We start from the raw sequence: 24,815 nt of genomic DNA on the forward strand, positions 1-24,815 counted from the left end.
AGGTACACATCATGAAAAGTGCTGAAACCAACGAACGTTGGCTGCTGTACAGCACCTGCGACGAAGACTCCCGCTCGGAGCTGCGCGCGCTGGACATCGCCGAGGGCGACAACGTGCTCGCGGTGACCGGCAGCGGCTGCCGGGCGCTGAGCCTGGTGGTCGGCAATCCGGCCACCGTCACCTCGGTGGACAGCTCGGCCGGGCAGACGTATCTGCTGGAGCTGAAACTGGCTGCCATCCGGCACTTTTCGTACGACACGCTGCTCGAGTTCCTCGGCGTCGACGAGTCCGCGCACCGCTGGCAGCTGTTCGAGGAGCTCGCACCGAAGCTCTCGCGTGGCGCGGTCTCCTATTTCACCAAGTACCACAAGGCAATCGAGAAGGGCGTGCTCCAGGCGGGCCGCCATGAGCAGCTGTATGTGCGGGTGGTCGCCCCGGCGATGCGGCTGCTCTACGGCGCGGGCATGCGTGAACTGTTCACCGCGCCCGATCTGGAGACCCAGCGCCGGATCTACCGCACCCGCATCGACGGCAGGCTGTGGCGGGCCATGGTGCGCAACGGCTTCACCGAACGCACGCTGAAAACGGTGCTCAACGACGACTCCTATCGGGTGGTCACCGACGTGCAGTCCTGCGGCGACTACGTGCTGGAGCGGCTGGACCACACGCTCACCAATCACCTTGCCAAGGACAATGACTGGGTCACCTTCATGTTCAACGGCAAGTACCTGAACCGAGAGGTGCTGCCGCACTATCTGTTACGCGACAGTGTGGCGGCCATCCGGGCCGCGGACACCGCCGTGAACGTGGTCAGGGCCGACCTGATGGATCACCTGCGCTCGCTGCCGGACCGGTCTGTCGACAAGTTCTCCCTGTCCGACGTGACCAGCTGCATCGACCGGGAGCAGTTCGGCACCCTGATGAAGGAGGTCGTGCGGGTCGCACGGCCGGGTGCGCGGATCGTCTACCGCAACTTCCTGTCCAGGCACACGCCCGCACCCGAACTGCTCGACCTGCTGCACCGCGACGACGAGCTGTGTGCGGCGCTCTACCACGACGATTACGCGTTCGTGTACCAGTTCGAAGTGTTCACCGTCGCGGCCTGAGCGCATCATGGAACGCTCACTGGACTGGGTGGACGGCACCGTCCACGCCGTGGATCAGCGCGCACTGCCCGGCGAATACCGGGTCGTCGCGCTGGGCACGGTCGATGAGGTCATCGCGGCCATCAAGACACTGACCATCCGCGGCGCGCCCGCGATCGGCGCGGCCGGGGCACTCGCGGTGGCGCTGGCGGCCCGTGAGCACGGCGACGACCATGCCGCGGTGCGCGCCGACGCCGAGCGGATCGCGGCGGCCAGGCCGACCGCGGTGAATCTGGGCTGGGCGGTGCGCCGGGTGCTCACGTCGCTGGCGGATGGGCCTGCGGCGGTGCTGGATACGGCGCTCGCGCTGCTGGCTGCGGACGAACAGGTCAACCGGACGATGGCGGCGCGGGCCGCCGACGAGGTGCTGGCCTTGTCGAGCCGGGATCGGCTGCGGGTGCTGACCCATTGCAACACCGGCAGATTGGCGACCGTTGCCTGGGGCACCGCGCTCGGTACGATCCGTGAGCTCGCCCAACGCGGCAGGCTGGAATCAGTACTCGCGGGGGAGACCAGGCCGCTGCTCCAAGGCGCCAGGCTGACCGCGTGGGAATTGGCCGAAGCCGGTATCCCACATCGGATTTGCGTGGATTCCGCGAGCTCCGCGGCCATCGCGGCGGGTCTGGTCGACTGCGTGCTGATCGGCGCGGACCGGATCACCGCCGAGGGCGACGTCGCCAACAAGATCGGCAGCTATCCGCTGGCCCTGGCCGCAGCGCGAGCGGGTATCCCGTTCGTCGTCGTCGCGCCGGAATCCACTGTGGACGAGACGATCTCGGACGGTGCGTCGATCGTGATCGAGCAGCGCGCCGCTGTGGAGGTCAGCTCGTTCGCCGGTCAGCCGGTCGCGCCCGCCGGCACCGACGCGTACAACCCGGCCTTCGACGTGACACCGCGCGATCTGGTGACCGCAGTGGTCACCGAACGACGCACACTACGTCCGGCGCTCGGCCACGGCATTCCGGCGGCCGCCGCGCGGCTGTATCGGCGCGGCTGGTTGGACGGCACGGCGGGCAACCTCTCGGTGCGAGTGCCCGGCGGCCGTGCGCTGATCACGGCGAGCGGCCGGAGCAAGGGTGAGCTCAGCGCGGCCGATCTGGTCGCGGTGGACGCGGAAACCGGTGCGCCGGTAGGGGAGTCGGGCCGACCGTCGGCCGAGGTCAGCATCCACGCCGCGCTCTATCGCACGTTCCCGGACTGCGGCGCGATCGTGCACGCGCACCCGCCGCACGCCACCCTGGTCGCGACGCGGGCCGGGCCGGGCACGGTTCGGTTCGGCGACTTCGAGATCGTCAAGGGATTCGGGCCGCGCGGCGCGGGGCCGCTCGCGGTGCCGGTGCTGGCCAATCACGCGGACGTGCCGCGCATCGCAGCCGAGCTCGCCGCGTTGTGCACCCCGGACTCGCCGCCCGCACTGCTGATCGACCGGCACGGCGCGACCACCTGGGGGCCCGATCTGGAGACCGCACTCAATCGGATGGAGTGCCTGGAAATGCTGTGCCAACTAGACCTACGGAGCACAACGACCGAAGGAGGTCAGTCATGACCATCGTGCAGGTGATGGCCGAAGACGATCGTAACGACGTGCTGGTACGCACCACCGATCGCGACGAGATCGTGAAACTGTTGCAGCCGTTCGGTATTCAGCTCGACCAATGGCCGACGAAGGAACTCGACGACAGCGCCGAGGAAGCGGAGGTGATCGCCGCCTACCGCGCCGAAGTGGACGCCGTGTGCGCCTCGGGCGGGTACCAGCTGGTGGACGTGGTGCGGATGGTGCCCGATCCCGAGAACGAGGGCTGGCGGCTGCGGGCCAAGGGCGCGCGCGAGCGGTTCCTCGACGAACACCGGCACGCGGAGAACGAGGTTCGCTTCTTCGTCGAGGGCCGGGGTTGCTTCTATCTGCACCTCGGTGACCGGGTGTTCGCGGTGGTCTGCGAGGAGGGCGATCTGATCTCGGTGCCCGCCGGGACCACGCACTGGTTCGACATGGGCGCGGTGCCCCGGTTCTGCGCCATCCGGTTCTTCGAGGAGGCGGACGGCTGGATCGGCGATTTCACCGGCGACCCGATCTCGGGCAAGATGCCGACGCTCGACGAGCTCACCGCGTGAATTCGGCGTCGGAAACGGCTGCACACCAGGGGATCACCCGATTCGCCTGGAACGAGTTGGGAGAGATTGCGAATGACATCGACCAGTAATCGGAGCAGGTTGATCCGGCGCAGCGTCGCGGCGGTCGCGTTGTGCGGCATCGCGTTCGGTGCCGCGGCATGCGGGGAGGAGGCGAAGTCGACCACGCCGAGCAGTTCGGTGGCACCGTCGCCAGTGCTCGCGCCCGCGTCGTCGGTCGCGCCCGCACCATCCAGTGCGGCACCGGAAGTCGCGCCGCCGCCCGCGCCCGCGCCCGCGCCGGAACCAGCCCCTGCGCCCGCTCCGGCCCCTGCCCCCGCGCCTGTCCCGGCTCCAGCCCCCGCGCCGAAACCTCAACCCCAGCAACCTCAACCGCAGCAACCGCCGCCGCCCAAGCCGCAGCCGCCGACGTTGCCCGATCCCGGATTCGAACCGAAACCCGGCTACTGACTCTGCCGCGCACCCGACAAGGAAGCACATGAAGCTCTCGACCCGTTACCGCGCATTGGCCGCCGCCACCATGAGCATGGCGTCCGCGCTGCTGCTGGCCTCGGCCCCGTTCGCCTCCGCCGAGCCCGATGGCGGGAAATCCCTTGTGGTGCTCGGTGACTCGTTCACCGCGAACGGCGATATCGCCGCCGCGCTGGAAAACGTCTCGCCCGGTGCGCAACCGGACTGCTCGCACGGCCCGACCTCGTGGCCCACCCAGCTGGCTCAGGGTCTCGGCATCTGGGGCACCAACGATTTCGTCGACATGTCCTGTCGGGGCGCCTCTTTGGTGAGCGGTCCCGGATTCACCCTCGCGCACGAGGCACGCGGCGCGGACTCGCAGGGCTCGTTCGGACCGCGGACCAAGACGGTGCTCATCCAGACCGGCCTGAACGATGCCTGGGGCGAGAACACGGTGCGGCTGCGGCAGACCCTGCTGAACTGCGTGCTCGACGTGATCCGTGGTTGTGGCCCCGAGGCCGCGGAACAGGGCCGTGCCACCGACTTTCGCGGGGTGAACACCCAGGAGTACGTGAATCGCATCAAGCCGGTGGTGGATTACGTGCGGTACTACGCGCCCAACGCGCGGATCGTGTTCGTCGGCTACCCGGAGATGAACGCCCCCGGTCAGCAGACCTGGTGCGTCGATGTGCTCGGCGTCGGCTCCATCGTGCAGACCAGGGCCGGCTCGGCCATCCAGCTGTGGGACCGGATGGACGTGGCGCAGCGGGAGGCGGCCCAGCTCCTCGGTGTGGACTTCTTCGACGCCAAGGCGGTCACCGCCGGGCACGGGTTGTGCTCGCCGCAGCCGTGGCTCGCGGGCATTCTCGACCCGCGCAGCGAGCTGATGGGCACCCCGGTGCATCCGTCCTCGCACGGTGACGGCGTCGTCGCGGCGGCGCTACAGCGGCTGATCGCGGGCTGATCATGGTGAGCGCGCCGGTGGCGGTATCGCGGGAGGTCGAGCGGCGGCGGCCCGCGCTGCCGTCGCTGACGGGCGCCAGGTGGTGGGCCGCGTTCGCGGTATTTCTGTTGCACGCCTTGGTGTTTCTGCCGGTGTATCCGTTCCAGAAGTCCGAGCTGTTCCGGCACATCCACCAGGTGATGCCGATGCAGCTCGGCGCGGCGGGCGTGACGTTCTTCTTCGTGCTGTCGGGGTTCATCATCTTCTGGTCGTTCAAGCCGGGCAGTTCGGTGCCGCGGTTCTATTGGCGGCGGGTGCTGAAGATCTATCCGACGCACCTGGTGGCGGCGCTGGCGTTCATCGTGCTGGCGAGCGTGCCGCTGCATCGGCTGGTGCTGTGGGTGCCGAATCTGCTGCTGGTGCACACCTGGGTGCCGAAGTGGACGACGGTGGGCGGGCTGAACGTGCCGTCCTGGTCGCTGTGCTCGGAAATCCTGTTCTACTTCAGCTTTCCGCTGCTGCTGCCGTTGGTGCGGCGGATACCGAGCGCTCGGCTGTGGTGGTGGCTCGGCGGGCTGCTCGTGCTGATCCTGGCCATCCACACGGGGTACTACCTCTGGGTGGACGGACCGAAGGGCATCGCGAATACCTTTGCCCCACGGCTGGTTCCGGGTGACGACTCGCCGTACTTCGAGTTACACGCGTCGCAGGCGTGGTTCCGGCAGCCGGATATCCCGGTGTCGCCGTCGTATTGGCTCAGTTACAACTTCCCGCCGTCGCGGCTGCCGGAGTTCTTCCTCGGCGTGCTGGCCGGGCGGCTGGTGCTGGAGGGGCGCTGGCGGCTGACCACTGTGCGCTGGCCGCTGTGCGCGCTCGCCATCGCATACGTCGCCACCTGGATGGTTCCGGTGAACTACAAGATGTCGGCGCTGCTGGTCGGCCCGATGACGGCGGTGGTGGCCACGCTGGCGGCGCGCGATCTGGCCGGCATTCGCGGGCTGAACTCGATGCCGCGGATGGTGTGGTTAGGCAACATCTCCTACGCGTTCTACCTGATCCAGTTTCCGGTCATGGTGCTGGTTACTCGATTCTTCGTGGGCGGCAAGCAATTCGGGCTGTTCGGCTGGCTCGGCTGGGCCGGGCTCAGCCTGGTGCTGTCGACGGTGGCCGCGGCGGCGATCTATCACTGGGTGGACGATCCACTGATGCGCCGGTTCTCCGGGCGGCGGTCCAAGCGCGGCGCCGACGATTCCGGCGCGGAGGTGACTGTCGGTGCGCCACAATCGAAACCAGCATCGGCGCGGTAGCCGGGCTGCCCATCGGCAGTAGACATACATGCGGTATGTATGTAAATTTCAGAGTGCCTACCACACCGGAGGGAACATGGGACACAGTACTTCGCTCGGCCCGGCACATGAGGTGGATCTGCCCAGCGGCCGAATTCGCTACCACGACACGGGATCCGGCGCGCCGGTGGTCTTCGTGCACGGGCTGCTCGTCAACGCGAATCTCTGGCGCAAGGTGGTGCCCGCCATCGCCGCCGCGGGTCATCGCTGCCTCAGCCCCGACTGGCCGCTCGGTGCGCATTCGATCCCGGTGCCCGACGCCGACCTCTCGCTGCCCGGGCTGGCCGACCGGATCGCGGACTTCCTGACCGCGCTCGACCTCACCGACGTCACCCTGGTGGCCAACGACACCGGCGGCGCGATCGTGCAGATGCTGCTGAGCCGGAGCACCGATCGGATCGGCCGGGTGGTGCTGAATTCGGTGGATTGTTACGACCGATTCCTGCCGCCGCCGTTCAACATTCTGCCGCCGATCGCGCGGATCCCCGGATCGATTCGCCCGGTGACCGAACTGCTGCGTATTCGCGCGCTGCACCCGCTGCCGATCGCGCTCGGCTGGGTGGCCAAACATCCTGTGCCGCATGATGTTATCGACTCCTACCTGCTGCCGAGCCGCAACTCCGGCGCCATCCGGCACGACCTGCGCCGCTTCCTGAAGGCCGTGAGCAGCCGCTACACCCTCGAAGCCGCGAAGCACTATCCGGAGATCAAGATCCCGGTACTGCTCGCCTGGGCCAAGGACGATAAGCTGTTCCCGATTCCGCTGGCCGAACGGCTGGTCAAGGAGCTGCCGAACGCCACCTTGCGTTTCATAGAAGATTCCTATACAGCGAGCCCTGAGGATCAACCGGAGTTGCTTACCGAGCTTATTTTGGAGTTCACTCGGCTCCATGCAACACCGTAGTCAAGAAGAACGTTCGCGTAGTACTCGGACTGTGCTGGAGCAGGCAGGCCGAAAGTTGTTCGCCGAAAACGGCTTTACCGCCGTCTCGGCGGAGCAGATCGTCATCGCCGCGGGCGTCACCCGGGGTGCGTTGAACTACCACTACGGCGACAAGCGTGGCCTGTTCCTGGCCGTGCTCGAGCAGCTGGAGGTGGAGAACACCGAGGAGATCGAGGCGGCGATCGCCGCGGCGCCCGCGTCGGATGATCTGTTGGCCACCATGGCAATCGGGCTCGGTGTCTTCCTGGAGATCTGCCAGCGGCCCGAGATGGTCCGGATCGCGCTGTCGGACGCGCCCGCGGTGCTCGGGTGGCAGGCGTGGCGGGAATTCGAGGCCCGCCACGGCCTCGGCCTGATCGTCTCGCAGCTCGAAAGTGCCCGTGCCGCAGGGCTGATCGTCGACGCGTCGATTCCGATGCTGGCGCAGTTGCTGCTCAGCGCGGTCACCGAGGCGGGGTTGATCGTCGCGCACGAACCCGATCCGCGCACCGCGCAGGTAGAGGCGCAGCGGGCGCTGATGGCGCTGATCGCGGGCCTGCTGCGCTGAGGTCGGCGGCCGCGTTCGGGCTGTGCCGACCCGTCGCCAACTCGAAATCCGTGCGTCAACGCAAATACTCCTCCCGTACTGTCGAACAGGCTGGCGCCGGACGGACTTTCTGGGGACACTGTTCCCTAGCTGCGGGGACGTTCCCGACGACAACTTGAAGTATCCACCTGAAGAAAAGACAGTCATCGGCGCTCAAACGGACACCGAGCGCCTTCGCCGACCGGGCATGCCCGGCAGTGAACACGGAGTACACGATGTTATCGCGATGGAAGAACACCGCCGCTTGTGCGGCAGCGATGGTCACGGCCGCCCTACCGATCGGCGTCACCGCGACCGCTCAGGCCGCCCCGCAGGACTGCCCCGAAATGTATGTCGTAGCGGTTCCCGGTACCTGGGAGACCTCGAACACCGATCCGGGCAAGGGGATGCTCGCCGCGGTCGCCGACAACTTGCCGGGCAACGTCCGGACCGACTATGTGGTGTACCCCGCGACCGCGTTTCCGTGGGAGGGCGACGTCTACGGTCGTTCCAAGGGCGAAGCCGTCGACCATGCGCGCGGGCTGATCTCCACCATGGCGCAGCACTGCGACAACACCCGATTCGCGCTGCTCGGCTACAGCCAGGGTGCGGACGCGGCCGGTGACCTGGCCGCCGAGATCGGCACCGGACTCGGTGTGGTGTCGCCCAATCGCGTCGCGCTCGTCGGGCTCATCTCCGATCCCCGGCGCTCGCCCACCGACACCCTGATCGGCCCGCCCGTCGCGGGTGCGGGTGCGGGTGGTCCGCGCATCGGCGGCTTCGGCTGGCTCAGCCCGCAGACCTACACCTTCTGTGCTGCGGGCGATCTCTACTGCGCGACCCCCGACGGCGACTTCGCCGCTCGCTTCGCCGGCCTGTTCGCCCAGATCTCCAACCCCAACCCCGCCCTGTTCGGCAATTACCAGCAGCAGGCGAACCAGCTCATCGCCGACGCCCTCGCCGCCGGCGGTCTCGGCCTGCTCTCCGACCAGCTCAACAACTCGGCCTACGAAGAACGCAAGCGTCAGGTCGACGACTTCCTGAAGTCCGGCATCCACCAGAGCTACCCCGGCTACGCCATCGGCGGCGGCGCCACCCCGCTCACCTGGCTGCGGCAGCGCCTGATCGAGGCGAGCCGCTAGAGCTGACAGCGGTCCGGCGATTGCCGCCGGACCGCAGCCACACTCAACGGCCTCGAACAAGCTCACAGAGCGTGGCCACCTCGGCGGGGTCGGTGTCGAAATGGTCGAACCCTTGGGGGACACCGACTCCCGCGAACAACGCCGCACTGTCCGCATCCCCGGAAACCGGCGTTCGCACCGCCGCATGCAAAGCCGAGACGCCGGTCGCCTCGATCGCTTGAACCGCATTCGACGGCCGCACGCCGCCACACGCCATCACCTCGATCGCCCCACCAGCCTGCCGCACCAGCTCTTTGATCACCGGGGCGCCATCCAGAACAGAACGCTGCCTACCCGAGGTCAACACGCGGGTGAACCCGAAGGCGATCGCCTGATCCAAGGCACGCTCCGAAGAAGCACTGACATCGATCGCCCGATGAAACGTGATCTCCAAGCCCTCAGCCGCATCCACAAACGCCGCACAAGCCGGGTCCAGCGCACCGGCCGCATCGATCGCACCGATGACGACACCGTCCGCACCCGCCGCGCGAGCCGCATGGATATCCCGCACCATCACCGAAACCTCGTCACCCGAGTACCGGAAATCCCCCGACCGCGGCCGAATCAACACGTGCACTTGGGTATTCGCGGTAAGCGCCACCGCCTCCTCGATCAACGCCAAACTCGGCGTCAACCCCCCATCCGACAACCCACAACACAACTCGACCCGATCCGCCCCCGCCTCCTCAGCAACCCGCACCCCACCAACCGACTCAACACAGATCTCGATACGCACAGCAGCGAGTATCCACCACCCGCGACCCCCGGGCCTGACTTGACGTAGGTTGCATGCTCTTGACTGATGCTGCGGCTTGCGTCAAGAGCGTGGTTTGTGCGTCAGGTGGGCGAAACCGCAGGTGTCCGTTAGCTTTCGATTGGTTTTGGATTGCGGGTGAAGCGGACGGTGTCGTGCCACCGATCGCCTCGGGTGTTGAGGAGGGAAAATCCTTCTGGTTCAGCCAGTTTCTGTAGTTGGGGCACGCTCATGCGGTCCGGGTCCGGGAAGTGTTCGAAGAATGCGAGTTGTGCGCCGGGCTTCAAGGCGCGGGCGAGGGCGCGGATGCATGCGGGCTTGTCCGGGACTTCGCCGATCACGGCGGCGAGGAACGCGACGTCGAACGAGTCGTCCGGGAACGGCAGGCCCGCACCGGCATCGCCACTGTGGAAGCCGACGTTGTCGCATCCGGCAGCCGCCAGTTTCCGGCGGGCCTTATCGAGCATTTGCGGCTGGATGTCGAACAGTTCCAGTCTGCCGTCGGTGAGCTTGCGCGCGAGTTCGAGGCTGTAGAAGCCGGGTCCGGGGCCGAGCTCCAGGACCTGTTCGGTGCCGCTCAGTTCGAGTTGGTCGATGGTGTCTCGCGGATTGGTGAAGAGTCGCCGCACCGGATTGTCGAGCAGGAATGCGGCCTGATGCGGGTACGGGAAGTCGCCGACTCGCCGCGTTTGCCGGAGCAGCGTGTCCAGCCAGGTAGTCGTCATGAGTGCCTCCAAGGGGCGTAGTAAGGCTCACCTTACTTCGCGGAATCCTGTTGCGCTACAACCTCGATGGATGGGATCTGCGCAGACCCGCCACGTTGGCGCAGTACGGGCTGCGGTTACCGGTCGAGGCCGGTTAGGACACGGATTCCGGTTGGAGTGCCAGCATGGCGGCGAGCAGTTGATCCCAGGTGGTGGCCGGGAGTTCGTGGCCGATGCCGTTCAGTGGGAGCAGGGTGGCGCCGGGGATCTCCCGAGCCATGGCTTGTCCGTTGCCGTACGGAAAGAACGGGTCATCGGTACCGTGCGCAACGAGAGTCGGCACAGTGAGCTCGCCCAGACGCTCCCGCCAACGGTCGGCCTCGACATACGCGAAGTTGAAGACGCTGGAGGCCATGTTGGTCGTACGGTCGACCATTCGGCTTTCCTGCTCCCGCGCCTGCTGTTCGTCGAATCCATTCGTGCCCGCGCGTATTCGGGCCTGTTCGACACGATAGTCGATCACCGCCGCCCGATCGGACCAATCCGGAGCGGGCGTATTGGTGATGAACTCCGTGAGTCGGTGGGAGTGTTCGGGCAGATCCGGGTCCGCCGGGCCGGGCGAAGTTGGACGGGTGTTGATCAAGGTCAGGGCGGACACCCGGTCGCGATAGTCGAGCGCGGCAAGCTGGCAGATCCATCCGGCCACCGAGAAGCCCACCAGATGAGCTCGCGGAAGTTCGAAAGCATCCATCAGTCCGATGAGGTCCGAGACCAGATCACGGAGGCGATAGCCGGGCGAACCGGTCGGATAGGCAGTCGACCGGCCGGTATCGCGGATGTCATAGCGCACGACGAACCGGCCGGCACCGGCCAGTCGATCGCAGAATTGATCTTCCCAGCACAGTCTCGAAGTGCTCGGCAGCAATACCGGCGGCTGTCCGTGATCCCCGAAGGCGGTCACCCACAGCTCGACATCACCGACGGTGACCACGTGCTCGGGTGATCGTTGAACATGAAGCGGCATGGCGACTCCTCAGCGGTTGCGTCTCCTGTGCAGACCACCGCCATGGCCGAAACTCATCGGTCCGGGATGTCGGTTCATGAGTACCGCCGTACGCCAGGAGCCGGAGTCAGGCCGTGCGGGAGTCGCGCAAGGGCGGAAATACGTCCAGTGGATCGGCGATCACAACGGTGTTGCCGCCCAATTGCTTTGCCCGGTACATGGCCGAGTCCGAGCTGCGGAACAAATCAAGCGGTGTCGTTGCGAGATGCTGCTCGCACTGGCGACCGGGCTCGAATTCTGCGGCGCCGACGCTGGCGGTGATGGCGCTCGGCAGGCCGGGCGTGGTTTCGATCGCGTGCCGTAGTCGTTCCGCGACGGCGCCGATATCCGCACCGTGCAGGTGACCGACCACCATGAATTCCTCACCGCCGGTGCGCACAACGATGGCGTCGGGTGACGCCGCCGTCCGCAGGCGCGCGGCCGTCCGCACCAGCACCTCGTCGCCGAACGAATGACCGAAGGTGTCGTTGACGGTTTTGAACCGATCCAGATCGAGGGTGACCACGTAGACGCCTTCGTGGCAGCGTCGTCCGAAGAAGCGCGGCAGGTGCGAGTCGAGGCCGCGCCGGTTCAACAGCTTGGTCAGCGGATCCGACAGTGCGTCCACCCGCAGCAGCCAGTTGTAGAAATGCACGATCGGCAGCAGCACACCGGTCACGACGAGGACCACCAGAATGGCGACCATGCCGAGCGCGTGATCGCCCTTGCCGTGTCCGTTGGTCGTCGGCACGCCGTGCACCATCATGTAGGCCAACGCCATAATCGACAGCACTGACCAGCCGATATGCAGGGCCAGGACCTGCGGGCTGTGGAAGATGGTGATGTATCCGCCGGTGATCACCAACAGCACGCACCCCATCGCGCCGAGCAGGCGATCCTGGATCATCACGTTGTTGGCGGTGATCGCGAGATCGACCCCGCCGATCCAGAGCAGCGACTCGAGCTCGCACGGCCACGGCAACAACCACCAGCGCAATGTCCACACACCTGCCATCACGACCACGAGGACGGCCTGCGCCTGCCCCACGGCCCCGTGCTGGCCCGCGTGCGAGATCAGCGCCAGGATGGTGATCATTCCCATGACGATGCCGCCCGCGCCGACCATGAACTTCAGCGGTCCGAGCGCGGAGTGGGATTCGAGCGTTTTGATCAGCCAGCGGTAATCGACCCGGTATCGCCACCAGGTGCGAACCATCGTTCGACTGTTGGTCACCGATCCACCGCCTTCGGCTGGCAATCTCCGGTCTGTGGTGTACTGCCTGACAAACGCTGGTTCTCGGGAGAGTTTAGCTGTAACTGTGAGTAACTGGGAATTTGCCTCCAGAGGAGAAGCTGCGGTCACGCCGGATTGCCCGGCCCGAACCACGCCGGGATCACGTCACGGACGAATGAACTGATGCACTCGGCGGTCGGCCCCGACAGTATTTCGCCGACGAAATAGACGCCATCCCGTCCCTGGATATCCGCGACCCGATCGAACCAGCCGTCGCGGACCGCGGCCGCGCTCGGATACGCGGGCCATTCGGCGATCGTCTCGGCGACCAGCTCCGGGTCGTGGAACAGGAACAGGCTGTCCTTGGCGAGGGACCACGCTTGCGCGGCGGATATCGAGGTGTCGGAGTTGCTGAAGCAGACCCAATACGGTCCCGGATGTTGTTTGTTGGCCGCGGTGATGCGGTGCATGGCCTGTTCGGGATCGGTGTCGGTGTAGCTGCCGTAGGGGTCGATCACCCAGAAGCCGAGGGGCTCAACGGAATCCGGCCGGTGCGGAAAACTGATGAGTTCTTCCCGTACCCGGATGAGGTAGCTGCGCGTCCACTGCCGCGGGCAGTTCCGCTCGGCGAACACTTCGTGAATTGCCCCCTCGGGGAACATTTCTCGAATCTGCGCGGGCCGTGCGGTCACCACGACTCGCGCATAGGTCGCACTGTGTTGCTCCCCGTCCACGGTGTAGGAGACCCGAACCCCTTCCGGCTGAACGGGTTCGATGCCGGACACTTGGCTGTTCACCGTAACCGTGAGCCGGTGGTCATCGGCTATCCGGCGCAGGAAACTGATGAACCCCTCTCGAAAGCTCAGACTCACCGGTCGATGGGAGGTCAACTGGGCGACCAGCGACCCCGGCATCCGTGCGAGCAGTGACTCCTTCTCGGTCGGATTCAGCGACAGCACCAGCTTCGCCAACTGCGAAACGTGCCCGGAGATATGCGCGTTGATATTGATGACCGTTTCGGCGGGCTGACGCGGTCGACGCATATTGGCGTAGATCACCAGCCCCTGCAGTACCTCGCCGACCAGCGGTGCGTGGCGTGCCCGATAGGTCTCCCACGTCTGGCCGGGAACACCATCGAACGCCAATCCGCTTGCCCCGGGCCCGTGTCTGTCCCGGAGTGCCCGTTCGATGATGTTCCATGCCTCGACCAGCTGATCGATCACCTGCTGCGGGGACAGGGTCTGGAACAGCGCCAGCAAGTGTGGCGGCACCGCGAGCTGTGGTTTGCCGGAATCGGATCTGCCGACGAAGTACAGCGTCTCGGTCTTCGTCGGCACCGGATGATTGCGCAGCAACTCGTCGATGGCGGTGCCGGCCATGTCCGCGCCGAACGACTGCTGAATGACCAGATGGGATTGGAAATCGTAGATGTCGTCGTCGATGTCGACGGTCTGGCAGTAGCCGCCGAGCTGCGCACCGGCCTCGAGAATATCGATATTCTCGAAGCCGAGGTCGCGCAGCTTCGCGGCGGCCAGGATGCCGCTCTGGCCCGCGCCGACGACGCAGATGGGTGCCGCGAGATCCATGGGGGGCTCCTACGGGTTGGGCGAATGCCGGGGCCGTAGGCGGTGGAATGCGGGGAGGGATTCGCATGCAAACGCGCTCATGACGGGTCCTCGGCAGGGGGATGGTCATGAGTATGCGGCAGCTACGGTGTCGGCTCGGCGGTTTCAGGTGCGGATCAGCGTGGCCACGGTATCGACCAATCGCTCGATATCCTCGTCGTTGTTGTAACCGTGCGGCGAGATGCGCAGCCCGCCGGCGCGGGCCGAGACCGCGATGCCATTGGCCTGTAATTGCTTGGCCAGCAATGGGATCGGCGGACCGTCGAGGTGCACCGCGACGATGCCGGATCGTCCTTCGGTCGAACGGTCCGACAGTACGGTCGCGCCGATCGAGGTGAGGCCCGCGCATGCCAGATCGCACAGCCGATCGACATGCGACCAGATCGCCGGGATGCCCGCCTCGTGCAGCAGATCGATCGACGAACCGAGCGCGGCGATGCCGGTCACGTTCGGCATCCCACCTTCCAAACGCCGTGCCGTGTCGTCGAATATCAGCTCGAGGTTGTCCCACTCCTCGCGGTGCGCCACCGAATTCCAGCCGGGCTCCAGCGGCCGCAGCAGATCCAGCCGCGAGCCCCGCACGTACAGCACGCCGCAACCTTCCGGACCGAGCAGCCACTTATGTCCGTCTGCCATCGCGAAATCGACGCCCCAGTGCGCCAATTCGGCCGGGAGCACGCCGAGTCCCTGTATCACGTCCGCGCACAACAAAGCTCCGACCGCACGGCACGCCCGCCCCAGCTCGGCCAGGTCGACCCGCCAGCCGCGCCCGAACTGCACCCAGCTGGTGACTACCACCTTCGGCGGCGGCCCGTCCTGAATCCGATCGACGAACGCCTCGACGGTGAGCCGCCCGCTCGGTCCCTCGGGCCGAACCCGGTCCACCAGCACACCCCGATCCGCCAATGCCAGCCATGGATACAGCGTCGACGGAAATTCCAGATCCGGCACGATCACCCGGTCGCCGGGAGCCCAGTCGAGACCGTTGGCAATCATCCCGAGCCCGGTCGTGGTGTTCTTGACGAACGCGACATCGGCCGACGGCACTCCCATCAACCGTGCGGCGGCCGAACGCACCCGCTCGACCTCGGCACTGTGCGCCGCATACGTGAACTCGCCATCCAGTGAAACCTCGGTAGCCCGCCGAACCATCGCATCGACCGACGGCTGCGGCAGCGGACTGATCCCGGCATGGTTGAGGTAAGCCCACCGGCGCGCGGCCGGAAAGTGTTCGCGGACAAGGGGAGTAGTACCGACCCTCACCGTCCCGATCGTCGCGGTCATCTCATCGCCTCCAAACCAAGCGGACATTATGTCCACTTCTTGCCGCCTGAAGACTACGGCTTAACCGGTCATTACGTCCACTTATTCGCGGATGAGTTCACGGCGTCGTGACGGTGCCGGTCGACTGGGCCGCGGTTGACGGACGTTATCGTCGGTTGTGACTGAAACGGTGGGTGTGGTGTCGATGGGGTTGGTCGTGTGCTGATTGGTCTGGTTGCCGCGTTGCTCGCGTGCGTGGGGTATGGGGTGGCGTCGGTGCTGCAGGCGTATGCCGCGCGGCGGTCGGCCGCGGCGGCGGAGGCGCGAGGCGCTGACGGGCAGCTGACCGAAACCGGTGCGCCCACGGTTGCCTCCACGGTCGCCGCGGTGTTGACGGTGTGGTTCATCATCGGCAGCGCACTGGATGTGGTGGGGTTCGTGGGGAATGCGGTGTCGGCCCGACTGATTCCGCTGTTCTTGTCGCAGACGATCATGAGCGCGAATCTGATCATCACCGCGGTGCTGGGGATCTTCGTGCTCGGTATCCGGTTGCACCTGCGGGACTGGGTGGCGATCTGTGCGGTGATCCTCGCCCTGGCCGCGCTCGGCGGCGCCGCGGGGAATGAGGGCGGTGGCAGCGATAATCCGGTCATGCACTGGGGCGTGCTGATCGCGGCGGTGCTGTTGTTCGGCGTCAGTCAGCTCGTGGTGCGCAGGCTCGGGTCCCGAGGCGCGGTGGCCGCGGGTCTGGCCGCCGGAATGTTGTTCGGGGCCTTGGCGATTGCGGTGCGCATCGTGCAGGGGATCGATCCGTTGAACGTGCCGGCGCTGCTCGCCGATCCGGCCGCGTGGACGATCGCGATCGCCGGCATCGGCGGCTTCTACCTGCATACCGTTGCGCTGCAACTCGGTTCGGTGAACGGCGCTACCGCGGCGCTGGTGGTCGGCGAGACGGTCATTCCCGGAATCGTCGGAGTCCTGGTGCTCGGCGACACTTCGCGACCCGGACTCGGGTGGCTGGCGGGGCTCGGCTTCGTTCTCGCCATCGGCGGTGCGGTGGCGGTCGCGGTGTTCGGCAACCTGTCCCAACTGGAACACGCGGACGCGTAGCGGTCTAGCTGACCGCGTCCCGAAGGGTGTCGCGCAGCCAACGCTGTGCTGGGTCGGCATCGAGCCGTGCGTGCCAGAGCAGTCGTATCGCGAGTTCGGGCAGGGCGGCGGGGATGGGAAACCAGCGCAGGCCCAGTGCCTCGCCGTACTGTTCGGCGAGGCGTTGCGGCGCCAATCCGACGTAGTTGCTGGCGGAGACCAGGAGCGCGGCAATGGCGGAGGTGGGCACGACGGCGGCGACCCGGCGGTGCAGGCCCTCGGCTTCGAGCACATCGTCGAGCGGTCCGCGGGCCCGGCCCCGGCGCGAGGCCGAGACGTGCGGAAACTGGCACAGCTGTGCCAATGTGGGGCGGCGATGCTGGCCGAGCGGACTGTCGGCACGGACGATGCCGACTATTCGCTCGTGATAGAGCACCGCGGTCTGGATATCGGGAGCCGTGACGTCGCCGACGCCGATATCGAGGTCGACCGAACCGTCGCGCAACGCCTCGATGCTTTCACTGCCTTCGGTGACGAAGCGCAGCGTCACGCCGGGCGCGACCGCAGCGGCCTCGGCTGCCACCGCCGCCAACGTCGCGGCGACACCGTCGTTGAGGCGAATCGTGAAGGTACGCTTCAGTTCCGCGACCGTCACCTCGCGGTCGGCGCTGATCAGCGCCGCCGCTTCGTCGAGCAAGGAACGCACCCGCGGCGCGGTGCGCAATGCGAACGGTGTCGGCGCCATCCCGCGACCGGCGCGCACCAGGATCGGATCGTGCATCGCGCGCCGCAGCCGGCCCAGCGCGCGGCTGGTCGCGGGGATGGACAGGTGCAGGCGTTCGGCCGCCGCCGTGACGCTGCCATCCTGGAGCAACGCATCGAACACGCGCAACAGGTTCAGGTCGAGCTGTTCGGGCATGATTGCATCGTACGCAAGTATCTCTTGTGAAAGTTGCGTGGCACGGAAACCGATGACATTCATAACGTCGTACCCATGCCATTCAACGTCTTGCTCCGCGACCGTCCACCGACGTCGCGTGAACCCTTATCCCGTCCGGTCGCACAGCGCGGCCTGCTCGCGGTCATGTGTGCCTGCGTCGTGCTCGTCGTTGGCATGGTCGCCGCGATCAACCTCGCCGTCCCGATGCTCGCCGCGAGCGCACTGCATCCCTCCGCGTCGACGCTGGTCTGGATCGTCGACACCTACGTCATCTTCTTCGCCTGCCTGGTGATTCCCGGCGGGGCCGCGGGGGATCGCTTCGGCCGCAAGGGCGTCCTGCTGGTCGGGCTGCTGCTGTTCGCGGTGGGCGCGCTGCTGTCGGCGGTCGCGCCGAACGTGGCCGTGCTGCTCGTCAGCCGTGCGATCACGGGGATCGGCGCCGCCGCCGTGTTGCCCAACACGCTCGCTGTCCTGCTGCATGCTGTGCCCGTCGAACGCAAAGGTCCGACGATCGCGGTGTGGGCGTCGATGACAGGCATCGGCGGAGTCGTCGGCAATGTCGGTGGCGGAGCGGTGCTTTCGGGCGGATCGTGGCGCTGGTTGTTCATTGTCGCCGTGCCGATCTCGCTGGTTCTCATCGCCCTCGTCGGGCGTATTGCGCCGGTGTCACCGCGCAATGACCGCCGCCTCGACCTACCCGGTGCGCTGTTGTTTGTTGCCGCGTCGGTGGCACTGCTGCTCGGCATCGTCCAGGGGCCGGAGTCGGGCTGGGGCAGCGCGGTCGTCGTCGGCGGGTTCGCCGGTGCCGCAGTGCTGTTCGCGGTGTGGACATTCGTCGAACTGAAAGTCGAACACCCACTGCTGGATCCGCGCCTGTTCCGCGTTCCCGGCCTGCGCAGCGCCTGCCTCGGCATGACGGCGGTGTTCTTCGGCATGTTCGCGCTGTTCTACATCAACGCGTCATTCCTGCAGTACGGCATGGGATTCAGCGTGCTGCGCACCGGTCTCGGCATCATCCCGCTGACCATCCCGGTTATCCTCGGCGCACGACATGTCGGCAACCTGGCACAGCGCATCGGCATCGACGCCACTACCGCGCTGGCCTTCGCCTTCGTCGGCGGCGGGCTGCTCGGCCTATCCACGAGCAACGCGCAGACGCCGTACCTCACCTATGCCGCCTGGCTCGTCGTGACCGGAATCGGTGTGACGCTGGCACTTCCGACCCTCTCCGGCGCGATCGCCGGCTCGCTGCCGCACGCCCAGGCCGGCGTCGGCGCCGGATTACAGGCCACCACCCGCGAATTCGGCAGCGCCCTCGGCGTCGCGGTGATCAGCACGGTCCTGACCGCACGGTTCGTCGCCGCCCTACCCGCGGACATCCGCGCCGACCACGATCCACACACCGTGGCCCAAGCCCTCGCCGCCAGCAAGCCAGACCGCGCCAATGACGTTGTCGCAGCGTTTATCTCAGGTGCTGACACCGGGTTGCAGATGGTCGGCGTGACCGTCCTCGTCCTCGGCGCACTCGTCGTCCTGCAGTCGCTGTTGTCCCGGCGTGGGCACCAGGCGCAGCAGTGAGTGCATACGATTGCGCAGCGCTTCTGATCACTGCGCAGTCGTATACCTCGATACTTCGGCCTGCCATCGCCTGTTACCCGCTATCGCGTGCCGCATCGTTTCCACTGCGGCGTCGACAGCGGCACGGTCGAGCTCCCTGATTGTCCGGTACATCTCGCCGTCCCGGAGCGTGCGCTCGGTCTCGATGAAATCCGAGATCCGGGTCTCGATCATTTCCTTGGCTGCGTCGAAGGCAGCGGTGAGCGAAGTTCCATTCTCTGCCTGGAGGGCGTGCAGCAGATTGACTTCGCCCGCCGCGTCCTCTCGATGGTACGACCCGAGGTCATTCGTCCAGCCGATGATGTCGCAGCAGCACTGGCGCAATTGGTGAATATGCGGATCGTTGTACAGCGCGTCGGACAGTTCGTAGTGGCCGGCGAATTCTGCCAGGTCGAGAACCGTCAGCGCACCGATGGTCTCTCGGCGGATGGCAATGCACTCCCGAATTCCCGGGATCCGGCCTTCTTCTCGATTCTGCTGCTCGGCGGCGGAGGCGAAGACCAGGTTCCAGACGTTCCGACGAAACCGGGCGCGCCAGCTTTCCGACTGTCTCGGATAGATCCGCTGTAGCACCTCGGCCAGCGCAATGAGGTCGGGATCGTCCGTCGATGTGGTGTGTCCGGTCTCGAGGACGTGCTGTACCCGATAGGCCGCGGCATGTACATCGGCAAGGGATGAATCGCCGTCAGCGGCTCGGTCGTCGTACATGAGAACTACTTCACCCACGGCGGTGAGGGTAACGAGATCCTCGAGACCGGCGTCCGGGAAAAGGTAGCCGACGAGCCTTGCGACCTGGGCTTCCTCGGAACGCTTCTTGTCTTCTTCCGTGCGGTGTCGGTATACGTGGCCGAGCCATGCGCGTGCGTGTTCTTCGGCCAACTCCCACTGCGGATTGCTTCGTGCCTTGAACGGCAGTGTGGGAATTATTGATGCCGTATCCGGCACGATCACAGTTGCCTCCAGTCGAATATCGGTGTCTACGAGCACGAGATGGACGACGTGCGGGTCGGTGGCAAGTCGGTATCCAGACCGCCGAATCGGCGGTCGCGGAGCTGGTATTCGCGGATCGCGGCGACGAGATGGTCGAAAGTGAAGTCGGGCCAGAGCACGGGGGTGAATACCAGTTCGCTATAGGCGAGTTGCCAGAGCAAGAAGTTCGAGATTCTGCTCTCACCGGAGGTGCGTATGACGAGATCCGGATCGGGCATGTCCGGCGCGTACAGGTATCGGCTGAACAGGGCATCGTCGACCGCCGGGCCGGTAACACCGTCATCGATCATTCTGCGAACGGCATCGATGATTTCGGTGCGTCCGCCATAGTTGAATGCGACCGCCAGTGTCATTCCAGTATTGTTCGCTGTCGTGGTCAGTGCATGGTCGATTGCCGCGCGGACGTTACGCGGTATGCGCGGGTCCGGACGCCCGATCCATCGAATCCTGATATTGCGGCGGTGGAAATCATCCAACCGGCGGTATACCCCTCTTTCGAGCGCGCCCATGAGATAAGTGATCTCGAGCTCTGGCCGCTGCCAGTTTTCGGTGGAGAACGCGTAGAACGTGAACCATTCGATCCCCAGTTCGGCAGCGCCGAATATTATATCGTTGATCGCAGGTTCGCCGGCGTCGTGTCCTTTGATTCGGACTTTTCCGTGCTGTTTGGCCCATCGCCCATTTCCATCGGGAATGCACGCGATGTGTCGAGGCATATTAGCGGGGTCGAGGCGTGACCGAGAAAGCATCGTGAACTCCCTTGTCTATGTGGCCTAGAGGAGAGGTGGGAAGGCATGGTCAGGCGCGGTGTGCGTATTCGGCCGGTAGACCGAGTTGTGGGAACCACCAGTTCCACCGGCCCATGATCTGCATGAGAGCCGGTACCAGGACCAGGCGGATCAACGTGGCATCGATGATCAATCCCGTGGCAATAGCGAAACCGAATTCGCGAACGCAGTTGATTTGCGAGACCACCAGACTGCCGTACGCGATCGCGAGAATTACCGCGGCCAGCGAGATGGGGCGGGCCGTGCTCTGGATACCGATTATGACCGAAGCGCGATTGTTTCCGGTGATCAGATACTCCTCCTGGATCCGGCGAACCAGGAACAGTTCGTAATCGGTGGAGAGGGCGAATAGCAGTACGAACACCGTGAGCGGCACTTGCGGCCAGATCGGCGGACCAGAACCGCCGGGCTGAAAAATCAGGACCATCAAGCCATATGACGCGCAGGTGGCGAGCAGACTCATGACGATCGCCTTGACCGGCAGCAGCAGACTTCGGAGCACACCGGCCAGCACCGCGAACAGCAGTAGGAGAACAGAACCCACGACCCACCACAGCTTCGTCGAGGTCTCGGTCACGACGTCGTAGCCGACGCCGCTGGGACCACCGATCTGCACCGAAACACCGGCGGGCACCGTCGCGGGCGCGATCTGGGTATGAATCCGTGCCATCAACTGCACGAATGCCGGTGAGTACACCGGATATTTCGGCAGCAGGAGGAAGACGATGCGATCCTCGTCGTCATCGATCCGGGTCATCACAACCACATCAGGATCCGCCGCGAGGGCGTCTGCGAACGGCTGGAGGTCCACCGCGGCAGCGCCCACGGGCTGTTGCACCAACACGACTGCCATACCTGACCCGCCGGGTACCTCGCGCTCCGCGACAGCGAGGGCGGCGAGATATGGAGTGTCGGTGAGCGCGCGCCGTTCGATGTCCATGCCTATCGACATATCGCTGGCAGGTACGGCCGCGCAGAGCAATGCGACCGTGACGGCTACGGCATATCGCCAAGGGTGTCGCATCAGATGCTCCGCCCAGCGAGACAGTCGCCCGCCCTGGGTGGCCGCGGCGGCGGTGCCTGGAATCCACGACCTGAGCCGTCGTCGCCGTTGCAGCCACTCGGTTGCCGAAACCAGAACGGCGGGAAGGAGAGTGGCCGAGGCCAGCGCGGCGACGACCGTCGCCACCATGGTGCCCGTAGCGATCTGCGCGAAGACCTGCCAGCGGACCATGAACAGACTGACGACGGCCAGGAGCAGGATCAGCGCCGAATACAGCACCGTCCGTCCGGTGGTGGCCATTGCGGTGGCGATGGCCCGTTCTGGTTCTGCTCCGGTCGCGAGTTCCTCTCGGTATCGATTCATCACGAACAACGCGTAATCGATCCCGATGCCCAATCCGGCGGCGTTGATGCCGATCAGCAGCGTGCCGTCGATGGTGAAAACCTTTGTCAGCAGAGCGAACAACCCCATGGTGCTGACGATGGAACAGCCGGCGATGCCGACGGGTATCAACGCCGCGACCGGTGTGCGCAGACCCAACCACAACACCGCGATCGCCAGCGGAACGGCGATCAATTCGATGTGCATCAGATCGGAGATCGCGATCTGTTGGACGACGTGGCCGAACCCCGACATGCTGAGCACCGCCGCCTGAACCGTGCCGCCGGACGCGGCTTCGGCCGATCGCTCGGCAGCAGCCTGTAAGGCGGGGGCCTGTTCTTGACGCTGTCGATCGTCGCCGGAAGCACCGACGAGCAGGTATGCCGCGTGCTCGTCGTGCAGGACGGATCGGAACGGTTCGAGTGTCTCGGCCGACGCATAGAGGTTGTCGGGGTCACCGGCCACGGGTAACAACAGCACGCCGGATACACCCTTTTGGTGGCCCAGCGCCGACATGGTGTCGCTGATCGCCTTGCGAAACTCCGGTTCTGTTGTCCGATGCATCGGCGAATGCAGTACCGCGATCATCTGTTCCTTGCCGATCGTCGGCAGATCCTCGGCCAACAGCTGGCTCACCTGTTGCGATTCGGAGCCGGCGACCTCGATCGCGGGAGCCACGAACGAGCTGAGCAGGTGTGGCAGTCCGAGCAGTCCGACAGTGACGGCGATCAGCCACCCTGCGAACACTCGGCGCCGGTGCCGGACCATCGTCACCGCCAACCGTGGCAACACATTCCCGCGCTCGACCGGCCAGACCTTCGGGGCCGATCCATTGAGTTGCCCAAACCTCATGCCGACTGTGCCTCCGCTGTTCTCGACGTCTGTGCAGCAGTGGAGCTGGACGCCGCAGTTCCTGCCATCGGGAAGGTTCTTCCGACATTCCGCATTCGTTGCCGGTGCGTCGACGGATGGCTCGGATCGGCGATCGACTTCGCGACAAGATCGCTGTGCCAACCGAATCCGGCGTAGTTCGCGGCGGCGAGAGTCGTACCCATCCCTGTCAACGCCCGCAACGAAGACGGTATGGATCGGTTGCTGCTCGGCCGGAACGGATCCACCAGAGGGAGGGCGACCCGCTGGAATCCGACGTCTCAGTCATTCCGGATGGTAGCGTTCGGGCGCGATCGGATTCATCTGTTTTGTCTGGATCACGGCATTGCGGTGGGTGCATGCCCACTTCGCATGTGTCGTCTGACCGTATGGACGATGGAAGGGATTGCAGTGGAGATCAATCGAGAAGAGCAGCGTTCTGTTGTGGTGGCCGGCGGGCGAAAGCGGTCGCGCGCCGGTGTGCTCCTGGTCGCGGGATTGCTGGGCGCGTCCGCACTCGGCTATGGAGTCCTCGCGGCCCCAGGTTCGATGGCGGCGGATACCAACACCGTCACCTGCAAGGGCAAGGGCAAGGTGGAGGTTGCGAAGGATGGGGCCGATTACTCCATAACCGCTGAGATGGCGGACGTGGAGGTATCGGGCGAGGGCGACGCGTGTAAGAAGCCGGGTTCCACAGATCCGTTCAAGGCTACGACCAAGACGATCGCGGTCAAAGAGACGGATAGCGGGTGCGTCATCACCGGCACCGCCAACGCACCCAAAGACCAGTCACAGTCCGACACCGACGCCAAATTCACGCTCACCATCCCGAAGGATGGGAAGCCTGCCACGCTGAAGGTGAGCGGCAAGGTGTACCCGAACAGTGCCGTAGACGCCGACGATAAATTCGAGGGCAGCGGAACCGTCAAGGGTATAAAACTCGAGACGTGCGACAAGACCAAAATTCCGGTGGGTACGTTTACGGCGACGGGAAGCGCTGACGTCACTACGCCGCAGTAAACAGCGGCGACCTGCTCCTTCGCCTAGACGCAGGCCACATCGTTGCCGCGCCGCGCCGATGGCTTTCGGCGCGGCGCTTCTGTTGCGGGTTCGGCCGCGTCACCGCATGAGGGAAGATGGCTCGATGCCCAGGCAAACGGATCGGACAGGGAAGGTTGGTCGGCCACCGCGGCTCTCGCGGGAGGCGATCGTCGAGGCCGCCGATCAGGTGTTGCGGAGCGAAGGAGCGGACGGGCTGTCGATGCGGCGGCTGGCGAAGGAGCTCGGCAGCACGCCGATGGCGCTGTACCACCATGTGCGGGACAAGGACGAGTTGCTGCTGCTCGTGCTGGAGGCGCACGCGCAACATATTCCGGTGCGGCAGTTCCCCGACGACCCGCGTGAGCGGCTGATCGAGGTCGCGTTCACCCTGTACGAGGGACTGGCCGAGCGTCTATGGATCATCGAGGTGCTGGCGTCCGACCCCGTGGTGGTGCCCGCGGCCATGGGGATGGTCGAGATGATCATCGCCGCGGCCGTCGACTACGGCTGCACCCTCGAAGAGGCGGTCGATGTGTATCGGACCATCTGGTACTACATCGTCGGCGATCTGATCGTCCGGGCGAGCCGAGATCGCCGGCGGGCACGGCTGGCGGCCTCGTCGGCCACCGAACTGGGCATTGCTGAGCTCGAACTGGCGGAACTGCCCACGCTCGCGACTATCGGCGACCAGTGGGCCGACCTGACCTCCCGCGATATTCATCGAAAGAGTCTGGCGGCCTTGGTGAACGGCCTGCTGCCGCCACGATGACC

The 24,815-nt window shown here is 65.7% G+C and carries 23 protein-coding genes; 13 read left to right on the forward strand and 10 right to left on the reverse strand.

What is annotated here, in order from left to right; translation table 11 throughout:
* Positions 1-11: 11 nt before the first annotated feature.
* From ABZ942_RS29760 to ABZ942_RS29800, 9 genes are all read left to right on the forward strand, one after another.
* Complete coding sequence (locus ABZ942_RS29760) at positions 12-1,106, forward strand: DUF3419 family protein (RefSeq protein ID WP_357387676.1); 1,095 nt, start codon at positions 12-14, stop codon at positions 1,104-1,106.
* Between the two features lie 7 nt (positions 1,107-1,113).
* Positions 1,114-2,691 (forward strand): S-methyl-5-thioribose-1-phosphate isomerase, encoded by a 1,578-nt coding sequence (mtnA, locus tag ABZ942_RS29765; protein WP_357387678.1) that lies wholly within the window; start codon positions 1,114-1,116, stop codon positions 2,689-2,691.
* Positions 2,688-3,257 carry a cupin domain-containing protein gene (locus ABZ942_RS29770; RefSeq protein WP_357387680.1) on the forward strand — a complete coding sequence of 190 codons (570 nt, stop codon included), beginning with the start codon at positions 2,688-2,690 and terminating at the stop codon, positions 3,255-3,257. The genes mtnA and ABZ942_RS29770 overlap by 4 nt, the downstream gene beginning before the upstream one ends.
* A gap of 72 nt (positions 3,258-3,329) precedes the next feature.
* Positions 3,330-3,725, forward strand: coding sequence for a hypothetical protein (locus ABZ942_RS29775; protein WP_357387682.1), 396 nt, complete (start codon positions 3,330-3,332; stop codon positions 3,723-3,725).
* Between the two features lie 28 nt (positions 3,726-3,753).
* The gene (locus ABZ942_RS29780) at positions 3,754-4,689 is read left to right on the forward strand and encodes an SGNH/GDSL hydrolase family protein (protein ID WP_357387684.1); all 936 of its coding nucleotides are present in this window, start codon (positions 3,754-3,756) and stop codon (positions 4,687-4,689) included.
* 17 nt (positions 4,690-4,706) lie between these two features.
* Positions 4,707-5,975 (forward strand): acyltransferase, encoded by a 1,269-nt coding sequence (locus tag ABZ942_RS29785; protein WP_357387686.1) that lies wholly within the window; start codon positions 4,707-4,709, stop codon positions 5,973-5,975.
* Positions 5,976-6,051: 76 nt separating this feature from the next.
* On the forward strand, positions 6,052-6,918 hold the full coding sequence (locus ABZ942_RS29790) for an alpha/beta hydrolase (protein WP_357387688.1): 867 nt from the start codon (positions 6,052-6,054) through the stop codon (positions 6,916-6,918).
* 31 nt (positions 6,919-6,949) lie between these two features.
* A complete protein-coding gene (locus tag ABZ942_RS29795) occupies positions 6,950-7,504 on the forward strand; it encodes a helix-turn-helix domain-containing protein (protein WP_357387690.1) in 555 nt (184 codons plus the stop codon).
* A gap of 254 nt (positions 7,505-7,758) precedes the next feature.
* Positions 7,759-8,664 (forward strand): cutinase family protein, encoded by a 906-nt coding sequence (locus ABZ942_RS29800; protein ID WP_357387692.1) that lies wholly within the window; start codon positions 7,759-7,761, stop codon positions 8,662-8,664.
* A gap of 43 nt (positions 8,665-8,707) precedes the next feature.
* Here ABZ942_RS29800 and ABZ942_RS29805 read toward each other — a convergent pair whose 3' ends face one another.
* From ABZ942_RS29805 to ABZ942_RS29830, 6 genes are all read right to left on the reverse strand, one after another.
* Complete coding sequence (locus tag ABZ942_RS29805) at positions 8,708-9,439, reverse strand: copper homeostasis protein CutC (RefSeq protein WP_357387694.1); 732 nt, start codon at positions 9,437-9,439, stop codon at positions 8,708-8,710.
* A gap of 128 nt (positions 9,440-9,567) precedes the next feature.
* Positions 9,568-10,167, reverse strand: coding sequence for a class I SAM-dependent methyltransferase (locus tag ABZ942_RS29810; RefSeq protein WP_357387957.1), 600 nt, complete (start codon positions 10,165-10,167; stop codon positions 9,568-9,570).
* Positions 10,168-10,315: 148 nt separating this feature from the next.
* Entirely contained in the window at positions 10,316-11,185 is an 870-nt protein-coding gene (locus ABZ942_RS29815) for an alpha/beta hydrolase (protein ID WP_357387696.1), read from the reverse strand.
* Positions 11,186-11,291: 106 nt separating this feature from the next.
* Positions 11,292-12,437, reverse strand: a complete 1,146-nt coding sequence (locus ABZ942_RS29820) for a GGDEF domain-containing protein (RefSeq protein WP_357387698.1) — start codon at positions 12,435-12,437, stop codon at positions 11,292-11,294.
* A 125-nt stretch (positions 12,438-12,562) separates the two neighbouring features.
* The gene (locus ABZ942_RS29825) at positions 12,563-14,023 is read right to left on the reverse strand and encodes an FAD-dependent oxidoreductase (RefSeq protein ID WP_357387700.1); all 1,461 of its coding nucleotides are present in this window, start codon (positions 14,021-14,023) and stop codon (positions 12,563-12,565) included.
* A gap of 144 nt (positions 14,024-14,167) precedes the next feature.
* Positions 14,168-15,346, reverse strand: coding sequence for an aminotransferase class V-fold PLP-dependent enzyme (locus tag ABZ942_RS29830; RefSeq protein ID WP_357387702.1), 1,179 nt, complete (start codon positions 15,344-15,346; stop codon positions 14,168-14,170).
* A gap of 198 nt (positions 15,347-15,544) precedes the next feature.
* On the opposite strand from ABZ942_RS29830, the gene ABZ942_RS29835 reads away from it, so the two are divergent.
* Positions 15,545-16,435 (forward strand): hypothetical protein, encoded by an 891-nt coding sequence (locus tag ABZ942_RS29835; protein ID WP_357387704.1) that lies wholly within the window; start codon positions 15,545-15,547, stop codon positions 16,433-16,435.
* A 4-nt stretch (positions 16,436-16,439) separates the two neighbouring features.
* On the opposite strand, the gene ABZ942_RS29840 is transcribed toward ABZ942_RS29835, so the two are convergent.
* Complete coding sequence (locus ABZ942_RS29840) at positions 16,440-17,333, reverse strand: LysR family transcriptional regulator (RefSeq protein WP_357387706.1); 894 nt, start codon at positions 17,331-17,333, stop codon at positions 16,440-16,442.
* 75 nt (positions 17,334-17,408) lie between these two features.
* Here ABZ942_RS29840 and ABZ942_RS29845 point away from each other — a divergent pair, with 75 nt between their 5' ends.
* Complete coding sequence (locus tag ABZ942_RS29845) at positions 17,409-18,932, forward strand: MFS transporter (RefSeq protein WP_357387708.1); 1,524 nt, start codon at positions 17,409-17,411, stop codon at positions 18,930-18,932.
* 27 nt (positions 18,933-18,959) lie between these two features.
* Here the strand turns inward: ABZ942_RS29845 and ABZ942_RS29850 are convergent, their stop codons facing one another.
* The 3 genes from ABZ942_RS29850 to ABZ942_RS29860 are packed head-to-tail and all read right to left on the reverse strand — an operon-like array spanning position 18,960 to position 22,985.
* Positions 18,960-19,922 carry a hypothetical protein gene (locus ABZ942_RS29850; RefSeq protein ID WP_357387710.1) on the reverse strand — a complete coding sequence of 321 codons (963 nt, stop codon included), beginning with the start codon at positions 19,920-19,922 and terminating at the stop codon, positions 18,960-18,962.
* Between the two features lie 26 nt (positions 19,923-19,948).
* Entirely contained in the window at positions 19,949-20,710 is a 762-nt protein-coding gene (gene uppS / locus ABZ942_RS29855; RefSeq protein WP_357387712.1) for a polyprenyl diphosphate synthase, read from the reverse strand.
* A gap of 49 nt (positions 20,711-20,759) precedes the next feature.
* Positions 20,760-22,985: an MMPL family transporter gene (locus ABZ942_RS29860; protein WP_357387714.1), complete on the reverse strand. Its 2,226-nt coding sequence runs from the start codon at positions 22,983-22,985 to the stop codon at positions 20,760-20,762.
* A 414-nt stretch (positions 22,986-23,399) separates the two neighbouring features.
* Between ABZ942_RS29860 and ABZ942_RS29865 the strand changes: the two genes are divergently transcribed.
* Both ABZ942_RS29865 and ABZ942_RS29870 read left to right on the forward strand, forming a co-directional pair.
* Positions 23,400-24,023, forward strand: a complete 624-nt coding sequence (locus ABZ942_RS29865; protein ID WP_357387716.1) for a hypothetical protein — start codon at positions 23,400-23,402, stop codon at positions 24,021-24,023.
* A gap of 124 nt (positions 24,024-24,147) precedes the next feature.
* A complete protein-coding gene (locus ABZ942_RS29870; protein WP_357387718.1) occupies positions 24,148-24,813 on the forward strand; it encodes a TetR/AcrR family transcriptional regulator in 666 nt (221 codons plus the stop codon).
* The last annotated feature ends 2 nt before the right edge of the window (positions 24,814-24,815 follow it).

The organism is Nocardia sp. NPDC046473, assembly GCF_040645995.1.
GTDB lineage: Bacteria > Actinomycetota > Actinomycetes > Mycobacteriales > Mycobacteriaceae > Nocardia.